The organism is Pseudomonas sp. VS40, assembly GCF_018587885.1.
Taxonomy (GTDB): domain Bacteria; phylum Pseudomonadota; class Gammaproteobacteria; order Pseudomonadales; family Pseudomonadaceae; genus Aquipseudomonas; species Aquipseudomonas pergaminensis.
The window spans coordinates 670,483-684,958 of record NZ_JAGYWD010000002.1 but is presented as its reverse complement, the minus strand read 5'-3'; the positions used below and the strand labels follow the sequence as shown (position 1 = coordinate 684,958).

Sequence of the window (14,476 nt, the reverse complement as noted above, 5' to 3'; positions counted from 1 at the left end):
GAGGCCTATTCGTACTGCTGGCAGGTGCTTTCGCGGATTAAACGCGTATGACACGGGATAATACGCCAATATCCCATCTGTTAAATGATGAATTTAAACAGGTTTTTATTCGTGTTACAGTACGTATATACATACCACGTACCACACTACGAAATCGACGGAGACCCCATGGCTCGCGGCGGCATCAATAAAGCAGTAGTTCAAACGGCACGCCTGGCGATCCTCGCCCGTGGCGAAAACCCCAGCATCGACGCTGTACGCATCGAAATGGGCAACACCGGTTCAAAAACCACGATTCACCGCTATTTGAAGGAGCTGGACGACAGCGAAACCCGCGCCACCATCACCGAGGCGCCCATCGACGATGAGCTCGGCGAATTGGTCGCACGGCTGGCACAGCGCTTGAAAGACAAGGCCCAAGAGCCAATCGACCTGGCCCTGGCACAGTTCGAACAGCAAAAAGCCGCCCTGCTCGCCCAGATAGAGGCGCTTGAAGACGCTCATGGCCAGCTCAAGCAACAGTTTGATATCCAGGCCGCAGCCCTGGCAGAAGAAAGCGCCGCTCTGCAAACCGCCAGCATCAGCCTGCAGACCGAGCAAACCCGTAACGCCGGGCTGAGCCAGGCATGCAGCGATTACGAATTACGGATCAACGACAAGGACGAACAGATTCGTTCGCTGGAAGAAAAGCACTTGCACGCCCGGGAGGCCCTGGAGCACTACCGTACAGCGATCAAGGAGCAGCGCGAGCAGGAACAGCGCCGCCACGAAGGCCAGTTGCAGCAGGTCCAGGCCGAATTGCGCCAGGCACAGCAAAGCGCCATGGTGCGTCAGGATGAGATCACCCAACTGCATCGCGACAATGAGCGACTGTTGATCGAGCATCGGGTGACAGCGAAGGAGTTGGCCGCCTTGCAGGAACAGTCCCGCAAGGATCAGGCCCAGCAACTCAAGCTGAGCGAACAGGTCGGTCTGATAGACAGCGAGCGCACCTTGCTTCAGGAACGCCTACGGGTGGCCGTGCTGGAAAGCCAGTCACGCCAGGAAGCACTGACCGAACACCAGCGCAACAACAAGAACCTGGAACTGCAGTTGATCAAGGCCCAGGCCAGTATCGAGGCATTGCGTCTGGCGGCCGCCGTTGCAACGGCCCCAGAGGCAAGCCCCAACGGCTGATCAGCCTGTCACGGGCGTGCGCATGGTGACGAACTCTTCCGCCGCCGTGGGGTGCACGCCGATGGTTTCATCGAAATGCTGCTTGGTCGCGCCCGCCTTGAGCGCGATCGCCAGGCCTTGCACGATTTCACCTGCGTCCGGCCCCACCATGTGGCAACCCAGCACTTTGTCGGTGTCGGCGTCGACCACCAGCTTCATCAGGGTTTTTTCCTGGCACTCGGTCAGCGTCAGCTTCATTGGCCGGAAACGGCTCTCAAAGATCTGCACCCGGTGGCCCTTCTCTTTCGCGTCTTCCTCGGTCAACCCCACGGTGCCGATGTTCGGCAGGCTGAACACCGCCGTCGGGATCATCGCGTAGTCCACCGGGCGATACTGTTCGGGTTTGAACAGCCGACGCGCCACGGCCATGCCTTCAGCCAGGGCAACCGGTGTCAGCTGCACACGACCGATCACATCACCGATGGCCAGGATGGATGAATCGGCGGTCTGGTACTGGTCATCCACCTCAACGAAGCCGCGCTTGTCGAGTTTGACGCCGGTGTTCTCCAGCCCCAAGTTGTCCAGCATCGGACGACGCCCGGTGGCATAGAACACACAGTCGGCTTCCAGCACGCGGCCGTCTTTCAACGTCGCCTTGAGGCTGCCGTCGGCTTGCTTGTCGATGCGCTCGATGTCGGCATTGAATTGCAGGTCCAGGCCACGCTTGGTCAGCTCTTCCTTCAGGTGCGTGCGCACCGAGCCGTCGAAGCCGCGCAGGAACAGATCGCCGCGATACAGCAGGGTTGTCTGTGCACCCAGGCCGTGGAAAATCCCGGCGAACTCGACGGCAATATAACCACCGCCGACAACCAGCACGCGCTTAGGCAGCTCCTTGAGGAAGAATGCTTCATTGGAACCAATCGCGTGTTCACGCCCTGGAATCTCTGGAATCTGTGGCCAGCCACCCGTAGCGATCAGGATGTGCTTGGCAGTGAAACGCTCGCCATTGATCTCGACCTGATGCGGATCAACCAGGCGCGCATGGCCTTCATGCAGGGTCACACCGCTGTTGACCAGCAGGTTGCGGTAGATGCCATTGAGACGGTTGATCTCGCGGTCCTTGTTGGCGATCAGGGTGGGCCAATCAAAATTCGCCTCGCCCAGCGACCAACCAAAACCGCTGGCTTGCTCAAAGTCTTCGGCAAAATGTGCGCCGTACACCAGCAGCTTTTTCGGCACGCAACCAACGTTGACACAGGTGCCACCCAGGTAGCGGCTTTCCGCAACGGCCACCTTGGCACCAAAGCCTGCGGCAAAACGCGCCGCACGAACACCGCCAGAACCGGCGCCAATTACATACAGGTCAAAATCGTAGGCCATTTCACTCTCCTCGGCAGGACATCAGCATACCGACTTACATGGGGCTGAAAAACGAAAAAGCCACCCGAAGGTGGCTTTTTTGGAACAGGCTGCTTACACCGTGGATCAGTAAGCCTTGCCAGTCTTGTAGAAATGCTCGTAGCAGAAGTTGGTCGCCTCGATGTAGCCTTCAGCGCCGCCGCAGTCGAAACGCTGGCCCTTGAACTTGTAGGCAATGACGCAACCGTCTTTGGCTTGCTTGAGCAGGGCGTCGGTGATCTGGATCTCGCCGCCTTTGCCTGGCTCGGTTTCTTCGATCAACTTGAAGATATCCGGGGTCAGGATGTAACGACCGATGATCGCCAGGTTCGAAGGTGCGTCTTCCGGTGCCGGTTTTTCAACCATGTCACGTACGCGGATCAGGCCATCACCAATGTCATCACCGGCAATAACGCCGTACTTGTTGGTTTCGGTCGGGTTCACTTCCATCACTGCAACGATGGTGCAGCGGTATTTCTGGTAGAGCTTGACCATCTGGGTCAGCACACCGTCGCCTTCCAGGTTGACACACAGGTCATCCGCCAGGACCACGGCGAACGGCTCGTCGCCGATCAGTGGGCGACCGGTCAGGATGGCGTGGCCGAGGCCTTTCATCTGGGTCTGACGGGTGTAGGAAAACGAGCACTCGTCGAGCAGTTTGCGGATACCGACCAGGTATTTTTCCTTGTCGGTGCCCTTGATCTGGTTTTCCAGCTCGTAGCTGATGTCGAAGTGGTCTTCCAGCGCGCGCTTACCACGACCGGTCACGATGGAGATTTCGTTCAGACCGGCATCCAGTGCCTCTTCGACGCCGTACTGAATCAGTGGCTTGTTCACCACCGGCAGCATCTCTTTGGGCATGGCCTTGGTCGCTGGCAAGAAGCGAGTGCCGTAACCGGCTGCTGGGAACAAGCATTTCTTGATCATATGGGTCCTTACAAAGGGCTGTGCGTACGGAATTCGGCGCAGTCTAATCAGGCCGCAGTCACCTTACAATGGGTCCTGCTGGCGTTGCGATGTCATCATAGAGAAAAAATGTCGGCGTAAGTTCCGCTCAAGTTGCACAGCGTTTTATCAATGGCACGGCAAAAAATGCCTGCACCTCAGTATTTCCAAGGTCTGCAAGCTTTTTAACACGCTTTCAGGCCCAGAATACTGACCTGGAATAACTTGCGCGGCCCCGCGACATTTGGCGCTATCATTAGGGCCTTGAACCAAACCACGAGATACTTGATAGATGTCAGAACCAAAAGGCGTGAACGGCTACCTGATCACCAAGCGAGCGGACGGTTGGCACTTGATCAATTTCCACGGCGACAGCGTCGCAGGCGCATTCGCGACAGAAAGCCAGGCTATCGCCGTGGCTGAAGTGTTCGTGGACGAAGCAGGCCATGCGTCGAGCAAGCGGCCCAAGGGCAAGTAAGCTTCAGCGCACTGTGCAAAAAGCCCCGATGAACGGGGCTTTTTTGTGTTTGTCTGTACGTAGATGGCAGTTCGCTATAATCTCGCCGAAACGCCCCACGACAGTGTCAGCGCCCCTCCAACACCCTTTATGATGAATACACATGAACAAGATTCTGGCACTGACTGCGGTACTGGCGATTGCCGGCTGCACCACCACCTCTGACGTCTACCTGAAAAACGGTGAACAAGGCCTGACCATCGACTGCTCGGGCGAAGCCAACTCCTGGGCCAGCTGCTACGAAAAGGCTGACGCCTCGTGTGCGGGCACTGGCTACCGAATCGTCGGCACCGAAGGCACGCCTTCGCTCAAGGAAAGTGAAAAGACCCTGGGCCAGGACGTCGGCAACTTCAAGAGCCGCAGTGTGGTGGTGGTCTGCAAGTAAGCGTTACGCCTACAGCTGAATATCGGCAAACTTGATGCCCAGCCCTCGGATGGTCTCTACCAGGTCATCCAGGCGCGGGAACGACTCGACTTCGTCCTGATCGTCGACCAGGAAAAAACTGCGACCGCCGCTTTTCTTGAAGAAGACGATCCATTCGCTCAGGTCAGCGGGGTTCTGGATGATGTGAGTGGCCGATATCTGGCCTTCGGCCTGGCGAGCCCTGACGTGTTCACGCTTCATAAAAGACTTCCCAAAAAAGACAAATGCCGCACAAACCGAGAGTTCGCGCGGCATTTTTACATATTGGGTGAGAGTTTAACGGATGCCCTACCGTACCGGCACGTCTTCTGCTGATCGGATCGCAAAGCCGGCGCACTTTACACCCCAAAAAAAAGCCCGGTGCCACACATGCGGAGCCAGACTTTTTATCGGATTCGAAGTCGTTGGGCCAAACAGGCCTTGTCAGCCGGAGATACAGTCTTCGCCAGCCTTCTTCACGTCACCCGGACGAATCGGCACATTGGACATGCTCTCGTAGAGTTTAATGCTGCTACCACTGGAACGTTCATCAATTTCGAAAATCGCCGAAGGATCGGCTGAGAATTTTTGCGGTACGATTACCTGCACGCCACCGTCCTTATGCGGTTCGATCTGCGGCGGCCGGCGGGTTGCGGACAACTTTCGTACGACGCACGCAGCGTATTCCTGTGGTTTCTTCCCGGAAATGACCGCCAAGGTCGGCGGGGTCTGCTTGATATCTGCAACCGAAGCACACCCACCAATCGCCAGGGCCAGAACCAACACACTCCACTTCATACAAAACCTCCGATAAAGACCCTACGACAGCAGGAATGGTATTTTTCTCCCGCCAACGTAGGATTTATCCCTGATAACTCGGTAAATAACTGTTTTAAATTGTCGACGTCGTTGAAGACGGGCCGATAATAAACGCGCTGGGGCTGATAAACTCCATCTTAACCTACGTATCGTTCTGATTTTTCAGAAAAAGCCCTTCTGGAGACACCCTCATGAAATTTATCCACCAGCGCGAGCACCTCAACGAGGGAGACATTGTCGTCATCGAATGTTCGCAGACTTGTAATATCCGCCTGATGAGCGATGCGAATTTTCGCAGCTTCAAGAACGGTGGCCGCCACACCTACCATGGCGGCGCCTTTGACAAATTCCCGGCCAAAATCACCGCACCGAGCACCGGCTTCTGGAACATCACCCTGGATGTGGTTACACGTCGCGCCATCAGCGTGACCCGCAAACCCGCGCTGTCCCACAAGATCCGCATTGTTCGCCGTACCAGTTCCAAACTGAGCTGACCCGAACACCCCACAGGAAATCATCGTGACCGCTACCACCAAATACGTGATCAAGTACAAGCTCAACGGCGAACGCCGCTTTGAGTTCGCCCAACTTCAGACCAATGACGTAGAAGAAGCCAAGCAAGCGCTGGCAAAGATTCACGATGCCAGTGACGAAATCACCGACATCACCGTGAGCAAGGCGCTGTAAGCCAATGCCTGGCCCCACCGCCGACCTGTTCGCCGATGATGCCTTGCAGCAACCTGCAGGGCGCGAGCAAATCGGCGAACAGTCCTACGTATTAAGGGGTTACGCCCTGCCCTGGATTGAGCGCCTTCTGCCGGAACTGCGCCAAGTGCTGGCTCAATCACCGTTTCGGCAGATGGTCACGCCCGGTGGCTTTACCATGTCGGCCGCATTAAGCAGCTGCGGCGACCTGGGCTGGACCACCGACACCTCCGGCTACCGCTACTCGCCACTCGACCCGCGCACCCAGCAGCCGTGGCCGAACATGCCGGAGGTCTTGCGCCAATTGGCTAGCGTGGCGGCGGCAGAAGCCGGCTTTGTCGACTTTGCGCCCGACGCCTGCCTGATCAACCGATATGTGCCAGGCGCAAAAATGTCCCTGCACCAGGACAAGAACGAGCGTCGCTACAGCGAACCGGTGGTGTCGGTGTCCCTCGGCTTGCCGGCGATTTTCCTGTTTGGCGGGCATGCGCGCAGTGACAAGACGCGCAAAGTCTCGCTGTTCCATGGCGACGTGGTGGTCTGGGGTGGCGTGGATCGCCTGCGCTTTCACGGCGTGATGCCGATCAAGGAAGGCGTGCACCCCATCATGGGCCCGCAACGCATCAACCTGACCTTTCGCACCGCCGGCTGATTTGACCGCAAGCTTCAGAGTGCCAGGTCTTCACGGCACGACTAATCTGGCCATGATCCGTCAAGAGTGCCGACCATGACTACCGAACTAGACCCCCGCTGGGCAGCCATCCTCGCCCGTGATCCCAAGGCTGATACGCTGTTCGTCTACGGCGTGAAGACCACCGGCGTGTACTGTCGCCCCAGCAGTGCCTCGCGCTTGCCGCGCCCGGAAAATATCGAATTTTTCGACACCCCGGCGCAGGCCGAAGCTGCGGGCTACCGCGCCAGCAAACGCGCGGCCGGTGACCAGACCCAGCTCGCAGCACAGCATGCGCAACTGGTGGCCGACGCCTGTCGCCATATCGAGCAGGCCGACACTCCGCCCAGCCTGAATGCGCTTGCGCTGCAAGCCAACCTCAGCCCCTTCCATTTTCATCGCGTGTTCAAAGCCGTTACCGGCCTGACCCCCAAGGGCTACGCCAGCGCCCATCGCTCACGCAAGGTGCGCGATAGCCTCAAGGCTTCGCACTCGGTGACCGATGCGCTGTATGACGCGGGCTTCAATTCCAACAGCCGCTTTTATGCGTCGGCCAATCAACTGCTCGGCATGACGCCCAGCGACTACAAAGCCGGTGGCACCAACAACGCGATCCTGTTCGCCGTCGGGCAGTGCTCCCTGGGTGCGATCCTGGTGGCACAAAGCGCCCGTGGCGTGTGCGCGATTCTGCTGGGGGATGACCCGGATCAGTTGGTGCGCGACCTGCAGGATCAGTTTCCCAAGGCCGAACTGGTGGGCGCCGACCAGCGATTCGAACAATTGGTGGCACAGGTCGTGGGGTTTATCGAAGCGCCGGCGCTCGGCCTGGACCTGCCGCTGGACCTGCGCGGCACGGCGTTTCAGGAACGCGTTTGGCGAGCCTTGCGGGATATTCCACCGGGGAGCACGGCCAGCTACGCACAGATCGCCAAGCGCATCGGCGCGCCGACGTCTTTCCGTGCCGTGGCCCAGGCCTGTGGCGCCAACAGCCTGGCAGTGGCAATCCCTTGCCACCGCGTGGTGCGCAGCAATGGCGAGCTGTCGGGCTATCGCTGGGGTGTGGAACGCAAGCAGCAGTTGCTCGCCCGCGAGCAGGCGTCGAAGACCTAACGGATACCGATGTGGATCAGCGCCAGGTACGGATTGCCTCGACGTACTGCTTCTGGGTGTTCTGCAAAGCCCTCTCGCTTAGAGCTTCAGTTTGCGTTTACGAAACTCAGCGACCTTATGCCGATTGCCACACAGCGCCATGCTGCACCAGCGACGCTTGTGGGCCTTGGTCCGATCATAAAACCACAAGATGCATTCCGGATGCTCGCAGCGGCGGATCAGATTGAAATCCCCCTCCACCACTAACGTGGCGGCAGCCTCGGCGATCGGCGCCAGGAACTGCTCCGCTGTTTGCTGCTTGCGTTGACGCTCGAGCCGGGGCGCCTCAGTGGCCGCCCAGACCAACTGCGGATGGCTGACGGCCTTGCGTAAGAAGGCGTTAAGCGCCGCAGGGTTGCCCGGTTGCCGGGCTTTACGGGCAGCAACAAGGTCGCGGATTACTTCACGCAGTTCTCGCGCAGCGCTGAGTAAAGCACCGGGTTCAAATCCTGGAATGCTGTCCTGTTCAACCCATTCCACGCGCGTCAACCAGGCGGCTACGTCAGCATCGGCTTGCCAGAAATCCCACGGCACCCCGTCGATATTCGCCAGGGTATTGAGCATATCCAGCACCGGGTCATCGGCGAGGACGTAGGGTTCCGAGGGGGCGGTAGTCGGCGGGGAAACAGTCATGGTCAATCCTCAGGTGAGCGCTGGCATCGTAACCCCTATTTTACTTATTGGGTAGTTACACACGACAACAAGCTAACCTGAATAAATTATTTGACAGGTTACTTTTTTAAGCGCAGTTTTTGAAAACAGTAACCCTTAAATCAATCCAATCCAGTTACAAAGGTGCTTTGATCATGACCACTCCAGCTCCCATCGTTCATTACCGCCACGTCGATGTGGACGGCGTACGCCTGTTTTACCGCGAGGCTGGCGATCCGTCGGCTCCGGTCATGTTGTTGCTGCACGGCTTCCCCAGCTCTTCGCATATGTACCGTGACCTGATTCCGCTGCTGGCCACGCGTTTTCGAGTGATCGCCCCGGACTTGCCTGGCTTCGGTTTTACCGAAGTGCCGGCCGAGCGCGATTACCACTACAGCTTCGATAACCTGGCAATCACGATTGGGCATTTTGTCGATGCGCTGGAACTGAGCCGCTACGCCCTGTATGTCTTCGACTACGGCGCGCCTGTGGGTCTGCGCCTGGCCGTGGCTCACCCGGAACGGGTCAGCGCGCTGGTGTCGCAGAATGGCAATGCCTACCTGGAAGGCCTGGGGGATGCCTGGGCACCGATCCGCGCCTATTGGGCCGAGCCGAGCCAGGCCAACCGAGAGGTGATCCGCAACGCCGTGATCAGCCTGGAAGGCACGCGCTACCAGTACCTGCACGGCGTGCATCAGCCCGAGTGGGTGGCCCCGGAATCCTACATGCTCGATGTACTGCTCATGCAGCGTCCCGGCAACGATGAGATCCAGTTGGACCTGTTTCTCGACTACCGCAACAACCTGACGCTGTACCCGGCGTTCCAGGCCTTCTTCAAGGCCAGGCAAGTGCCGACACTGGTGATCTGGGGCCAGAATGATCCGTTCTTTATCCCGCCGGGTGCCCATGCCTATAAAACCGACAACCCCAACGCTGTCGTGGAACTGCTGGACACCGGCCACTTCGCCCTGGAAACCCACGCGGCGCATATCGCCGAGCGGATACACGCGGTTCTCGGCAACGCCATCCATTGATGGCACACCACGAAACCACGCTTTCGTCCAGTGAATAAAACAGACTGGCCGGGTGCCAAGGGCCCTGTTAAAACAGCGAAAAGCCTCATTAACGCTGGAGAAGCAACCCATGAGCACCTGGCCAGACACCCGCCTTCTCGACCTGCTGGGCATTGACGTGCCGATCATCCAGGCCCCCATGGCCGTCGGCACCACCACCGCCATGGTCATTGCCGCCAACCAGGCGGGCGCGCTGGGCTCATTGCCGGCCGCGGCGCTGAGCATCGAGCAACTGCGCGACGCGCTGACCACCATCCGCCAGGCCAGCCCACGCCCGATCAACGTCAATTTCTTCTGCCATCAACCGCCCGCGCCGGATGCCGCGCGCGATCGACGTTGGAAGGCGTTGCTGGAACCCTACTACCGCGAACTGGGTGCCGACTTTGACGCGCCAACCCCGGTGTCCAACCGTGAACCGTTCAACGAAGCAGCGTGCCAGGTAGTCGAAGCATTCCGCCCCGAGGTCGTCAGCTTTCACTTTGGCTTGCCGGAAAAATCCCTGCTGGACCGGGTAAAGGCCACCGGGGCCAAAGTGCTGTCTTCGGCCACTACGGTGGAAGAAGCCGTCTGGCTGGAACAGCACGGCTGCGATGCAATCATCGCCATGGGCAGTGAAGCGGGCGGGCATCGCGGCTTGTTTCTTAGCGATGACCTCAACACCCAGATCGGCTTGTTCGCCCTGCTGCCGCAAGTCGTCGACGCCGTCAGCGTACCGGTGGTTGCGGCCGGTGGGATCGGGGATGCACGCGGGATTGTCGCGGCCTTTGCCTTGGGTGCCTCGGCGGTACAGATCGGTACGGCTTACTTGTTTACGCCCGAAGCCAACGTCACTGCGTCCCACCACTACGCGCTGCGGCATGCCCAGGCCAGCGAGACCGCGTTGACCAACCTGTTCACCGGTCGCCCGGCGCGGGGCATCGTCAACCGGGTGATGCGTGAACTGGGTGCGATCAACCCTGCTGCGCCCGCCTTCCCGACCTCCGGGGGCGCACTGATCCCGCTCAAAGCCAAGGACGAAGCGGGCTTCAGCAACCTGTGGGCCGGCCAGGCACTGCGCCTGGGCAAAGACATCAGCACCTATGAACTGACACGTGAATTGGCCGAACAGGCGCTGGCCAAGTTCAACTAGAACCCTTACCCAAGGCAACTTTGCACTGTACCGGCAATGGCCAACCGCTATATATTCCCATACATAGCGGTTGAGCCTTCTACCTAGAACGAGCCGTATAGCCTCAAAGGAGCTGCTTCATGACGATTCACGCCTCACGCCTGGCCATCCTGATCGCTGCCCTGGCCTTTGGTTCGGCGCATGCCGATGAAGTCCAGGTGGCCGTGGCCGCCAACTTCACCGCACCGATCCAGGCGATTGCCGCCGACTTCGAAAAAGACACCGGCCATAAACTGGTCGCTGCCTACGGTGCCACCGGCCAGTTCTACACCCAGATCAAGAACGGCGCGCCGTTCGAGGTGTTCCTGAGCGCCGACGACACCACCCCGCAAAAACTCGAAACCGAAGGCGACACCGTCAAGGGGTCGCGCTTCACCTACGCCGTCGGCACGCTGGCACTGTGGTCGGACAAAGAAGGTTACGTCGACGCCAAAGGCGAAGTGCTGAAGAAAAACGACTACAAGCACCTGTCGATCGCCAACCCCAAAGCCGCGCCTTACGGCCTCGCCGCCACCCAGGTGTTGGCCAAGGAAGGGCTGACCGAGAAGGTCAAGGACAAGATCGTCGAAGGCCAGAACATCACCCAGGCCTACCAGTTCGTGTCCACCGGCAACGCCGAGCTGGGCTTTGTCGCCTTGTCGCAGATCTACAAGGATGGCAAGGTCACCAGCGGTTCGGCGTGGGCTGTCCCAGCCTCGATGCACGACCCGATCAAACAAGACGCGGTGATCCTCAACAAGGGCAAGGACAGCGCAGCTGCCAAAGCCTTGGTCGAGTACCTGAAAGGTCCTAAAGCCGCGGCTGTTATCAAGTCCTACGGATACGAGCTGGCCCAATAAATGCCGTTATCGAGTGCCGATTTTTCGGCTATCTGGTTGACCATCAAACTGGCCTCACTGACCACCGTCATCCTGCTGGTCATCGGTACTCCGATTGCCCTGTGGCTGTCGCGCACCCGTTCCTGGTGGCGCGGTCCCATCGGCGCGGTCGTCGCCTTGCCGTTGGTGTTGCCGCCCACGGTGATCGGCTTCTACCTGCTGTTGACCATGGGCCCCAATGGCTACTTCGGCCAGTTCACCCAATGGCTGGGCCTGGGCACCCTCACCTTCAGCTTCGCCGGGCTGGTGATTGGCTCGGTGATCTATTCCATGCCGTTTGTGGTGCAGCCGTTGCAAAACGCCTTCTCCGCCATCGGCACACGCCCACTGGAAGTGGCCGCGACCTTGCGCGCCAACCCGTGGGATACCTTTTTCAGCGTAATCCTGCCGCTGGCGCGGCCAGGGTTTATTACCGCTTCCATCCTGGGTTTTGCGCACACCGTCGGCGAGTTCGGCGTGGTGCTGATGATCGGCGGCAATATCCCGGACAAAACCCGGGTGGTGTCCGTACAGATCTACGACCATGTGGAAGCCATGGAATATGCCCAGGCCCATTGGCTCGCCGGCGCCATGGTGGTGTTCGCGTTCCTGGTGTTGCTGGCGCTCTACTCCAGCCGTAAAACCAAGATGGGCTGGAGCTGATGTCGATGATTGATGTACGCCTGCACCTCACCTATTCGGGCTTCGCCCTCGATGTGGACCTGCACCTGCCTGGGCGCGGCGTGACCGCGCTGTATGGGCATTCCGGCTCCGGCAAGACTACCTGCCTGCGCTGTATCGCTGGCCTGGAGCGGGCCGAGGACGGTTTTATCCAGATCAACGATGAAGTCTGGCAAGACAGCCGTCAGGGCGTGTTTGTGCCTGCGCATAAACGTGCGCTGGGGTATGTGTTTCAAGAGGCTAGCCTGTTCCCGCATCTGTCGGTGCGGGCCAACCTGGAGTTCGGCCTCAAGCGCATTGCGCGCCAACAGCGCCGTGTGGACATGGTACAAGCCACCGAATTATTGGGCATTGGCCACCTGCTCGACCGCCATCCCCAGCACCTTTCCGGCGGCGAGCGCCAGCGCATCGGCATCGCCCGCGCACTGCTCACCAGCCCGAGCTTGTTGTTGATGGACGAACCCCTGGCAGCCCTCGACAGCAAGCGCAAGGGCGAGATCCTGCCGTACCTTGAACGCCTGCACGATGAGCTGGACATCCCGGTGCTGTATGTCAGCCATGCCCAGGATGAAGTGGCACGCCTGGCCGATCACATCGTGCTGCTCAGCGATGGCAAGGCCCTGGCCAGCGGCCCCATCGGCGAAACCCTGGCGCGGCTCGACCTGCCCATGGCTCTGGGCGACGACGCGGGTGTGGTCATCACCGGCACGGTGAGCGCCTACGACGAACACTACCAGTTGCTCACCCTGCAATTGCCTGCCAGCGCCCTGCACATGCGCGTCGCCCATGCTCCGCTGGCACTCGGCAAGGCCCTGCGCATCAAGGTGCAGGCGCGTGATGTCAGCCTCAGTCTGCAAGCCGAGGAGCACAGCAGCATCCTCAACCGCCTGCCGGTGACGGTCACCCAGGAGATCTCGGCGGACAACAGTGCGCATGTGCTGGTGCGCCTGGAGGCCAGTGGCACGCCGTTGCTGGCACGCATCACGCGTTTCTCCCGCGACCAACTGCAATTGCACCCTGGCCAGACGCTATGGGCGCAGATCAAGGCGGTCGCCGTGCTGGCGTGAACAACCTTTTGGCACGACCGCAAACGGCTGCGGTCAATCAGACATACCGGCCTGATTTGTTGCCAAGGAACCCGCCTCATGTCCGACTCTGCGCTGCCCCGCGACCTGCATTACGTTGACGACACCCAGCCCGGCATCCGCCGCAAGACGGTGCGCGGCAAGTTCCAGTACTTCGACCCCAAGGGCGTGCGCATCACCGACGCCGATGAGATCAAGCGCCTTAACGCCTTGGCGGTCCCTCCCGCCTACACCGACGTGTGGATCTGCGCCGACCCGCGTGGCCACTTGCAAGCCACGGGTCGCGACGCACGTGGGCGCAAGCAGTACCGCTATCACGCGCGTTGGCGCGAGGTGCGCGACAGCGACAAATACTCGCGCCTGCAGGAGTTCGGCAACGCCCTGCCGAAATTGCGTAAACAGCTTGAAGCGAAAATCGCCGAGCCCGGCTTCACCCGTGACAAAGTCTTGGCCACGGTGGTGATGCTGCTGGATGCCACGCTGATCCGCGTCGGCAACACCCAATATGCGCGCGACAACAAATCCTACGGGCTGACCACCCTGCGCACCCGCCACGTGGATGTAAAGGGCAGCGAGATCCAGTTCCAGTTCCGCGGCAAGAGCGGCGTCGAGCATCAGATCAGCGTCAAGGACCGGCGCCTGGCCACGGTGGTCAAACGCTGCCTGGAATTGCCGGGGCAGAACCTGTTCCAGTACCTGGACGAAGACGGTGAGCGGCACACCGTCAGTTCCCAGGACGTGAATGAATACCTGCACAGCCTTACCGGTGCAGACTTCACCGCCAAGGACTACCGCACCTGGGCCGGCACCGCCATGGCACTGGCCGTGTTGCGGGAATTGGAGTGGCAGCCCGAGTCCGATGCCAAGCGTCATGTCGTGGCGATGGTCAAGGACGTCGCCAAGCAGCTTGGCAATACCCCGGCGGTGTGCCGCAAGTGCTACATCCACCCGGCCGTGCTGGAGCATTTCAGCCTGGGTGAACTGTCCAAGCTGCCCAAGCCAAGGCTGCGCAAAGGGCTCAAGGCCGAAGAAGTGGCCTTGGCGATGTTCCTTGAGCAACTGGCGGAAAACTTGCCGAAGAAAGCCAAGGCGGGTTAGGCTCTGCCTCCCTTCTGACGCACGGGACGACCGCCGACGTGAACAACTAAGCCTTCCAAAATGTACCTGCAACGAGCCGCCTGGCGCGCTTGTTGGCCTGTT

18 protein-coding genes are annotated in these 14,476 nt (G+C 59.7%); 13 read left to right on the top strand and 5 right to left on the bottom strand.

Annotation, left to right across the window (positions count from 1 at the left end; all coding sequences use genetic code 11):
• Positions 1–168: 168 nt before the first annotated feature.
• Complete coding sequence (locus tag KHP07_RS08210) at positions 169–1,176, top strand: DNA-binding protein (RefSeq protein WP_214496982.1); 1,008 nt, start codon at positions 169–171, stop codon at positions 1,174–1,176.
• Here the strand turns inward: KHP07_RS08210 and gorA are convergent, their stop codons facing one another.
• On the bottom strand, positions 1,177–2,535 hold the full coding sequence (gorA, locus tag KHP07_RS08205) for a glutathione-disulfide reductase (RefSeq protein WP_099492100.1): 1,359 nt from the start codon (positions 2,533–2,535) through the stop codon (positions 1,177–1,179). It abuts the gene before it with no gap.
• A 105-nt stretch (positions 2,536–2,640) separates the two neighbouring features.
• Complete coding sequence (gene galU / locus KHP07_RS08200; RefSeq protein WP_003173830.1) at positions 2,641–3,480, bottom strand: UTP--glucose-1-phosphate uridylyltransferase GalU; 840 nt, start codon at positions 3,478–3,480, stop codon at positions 2,641–2,643.
• Between the two features lie 310 nt (positions 3,481–3,790).
• Here galU and KHP07_RS08195 point away from each other — a divergent pair, with 310 nt between their 5' ends.
• Entirely contained in the window at positions 3,791–3,976 is a 186-nt protein-coding gene (locus KHP07_RS08195) for a hypothetical protein (RefSeq protein ID WP_029294643.1), read from the top strand.
• A gap of 142 nt (positions 3,977–4,118) precedes the next feature.
• Positions 4,119–4,400 (top strand): hypothetical protein, encoded by a 282-nt coding sequence (locus tag KHP07_RS08190; protein ID WP_078048535.1) that lies wholly within the window; start codon positions 4,119–4,121, stop codon positions 4,398–4,400.
• 9 nt (positions 4,401–4,409) lie between these two features.
• Here KHP07_RS08190 and KHP07_RS08185 read toward each other — a convergent pair whose 3' ends face one another.
• Positions 4,410–4,640, bottom strand: coding sequence for a hypothetical protein (locus KHP07_RS08185; protein WP_078048536.1), 231 nt, complete (start codon positions 4,638–4,640; stop codon positions 4,410–4,412).
• Between the two features lie 222 nt (positions 4,641–4,862).
• Positions 4,863–5,216, bottom strand: a complete 354-nt coding sequence (locus KHP07_RS08180; protein ID WP_099492101.1) for a hypothetical protein — start codon at positions 5,214–5,216, stop codon at positions 4,863–4,865.
• Between the two features lie 212 nt (positions 5,217–5,428).
• Between KHP07_RS08180 and KHP07_RS08175 the strand changes: the two genes are divergently transcribed.
• From KHP07_RS08175 to ada, 4 genes are all read left to right on the top strand, one after another.
• Positions 5,429–5,731 (top strand): DUF1883 domain-containing protein, encoded by a 303-nt coding sequence (locus KHP07_RS08175; protein ID WP_003191319.1) that lies wholly within the window; start codon positions 5,429–5,431, stop codon positions 5,729–5,731.
• A 25-nt stretch (positions 5,732–5,756) separates the two neighbouring features.
• Positions 5,757–5,924, top strand: coding sequence for a hypothetical protein (locus KHP07_RS08170; protein WP_099492102.1), 168 nt, complete (start codon positions 5,757–5,759; stop codon positions 5,922–5,924).
• Between the two features lie 4 nt (positions 5,925–5,928).
• Positions 5,929–6,594, top strand: coding sequence for a DNA oxidative demethylase AlkB (gene alkB, locus KHP07_RS08165; protein ID WP_099492103.1), 666 nt, complete (start codon positions 5,929–5,931; stop codon positions 6,592–6,594).
• A gap of 75 nt (positions 6,595–6,669) precedes the next feature.
• A complete protein-coding gene (gene ada, locus KHP07_RS08160; RefSeq protein ID WP_214496981.1) occupies positions 6,670–7,722 on the top strand; it encodes a bifunctional DNA-binding transcriptional regulator/O6-methylguanine-DNA methyltransferase Ada in 1,053 nt (350 codons plus the stop codon).
• Between the two features lie 78 nt (positions 7,723–7,800).
• Here ada and KHP07_RS08155 read toward each other — a convergent pair whose 3' ends face one another.
• Entirely contained in the window at positions 7,801–8,394 is a 594-nt protein-coding gene (locus KHP07_RS08155) for a CGNR zinc finger domain-containing protein (protein WP_214496980.1), read from the bottom strand.
• A 173-nt stretch (positions 8,395–8,567) separates the two neighbouring features.
• Between KHP07_RS08155 and KHP07_RS08150 the strand changes: the two genes are divergently transcribed.
• The 6 genes from KHP07_RS08150 (at position 8,568) to KHP07_RS08125 (ending at position 14,374) form a co-directional block, all read left to right on the top strand.
• Positions 8,568–9,446 (top strand): alpha/beta fold hydrolase, encoded by an 879-nt coding sequence (locus KHP07_RS08150; protein ID WP_078048541.1) that lies wholly within the window; start codon positions 8,568–8,570, stop codon positions 9,444–9,446.
• A 109-nt stretch (positions 9,447–9,555) separates the two neighbouring features.
• Positions 9,556–10,614, top strand: coding sequence for an NAD(P)H-dependent flavin oxidoreductase (locus KHP07_RS08145; protein ID WP_214496979.1), 1,059 nt, complete (start codon positions 9,556–9,558; stop codon positions 10,612–10,614).
• Positions 10,615–10,733: 119 nt separating this feature from the next.
• Positions 10,734–11,492 (top strand): molybdate ABC transporter substrate-binding protein, encoded by a 759-nt coding sequence (modA, locus tag KHP07_RS08140; protein ID WP_214496978.1) that lies wholly within the window; start codon positions 10,734–10,736, stop codon positions 11,490–11,492.
• Entirely contained in the window at positions 11,493–12,173 is a 681-nt protein-coding gene (modB, locus tag KHP07_RS08135; protein WP_046034197.1) for a molybdate ABC transporter permease subunit, read from the top strand.
• A gap of 5 nt (positions 12,174–12,178) precedes the next feature.
• Positions 12,179–13,258, top strand: a complete 1,080-nt coding sequence (gene modC, locus KHP07_RS08130; RefSeq protein ID WP_214496977.1) for a molybdenum ABC transporter ATP-binding protein — start codon at positions 12,179–12,181, stop codon at positions 13,256–13,258.
• 78 nt (positions 13,259–13,336) lie between these two features.
• Entirely contained in the window at positions 13,337–14,374 is a 1,038-nt protein-coding gene (locus KHP07_RS08125) for a DNA topoisomerase IB (RefSeq protein WP_099492108.1), read from the top strand.
• The last annotated feature ends 102 nt before the right edge of the window (positions 14,375–14,476 follow it).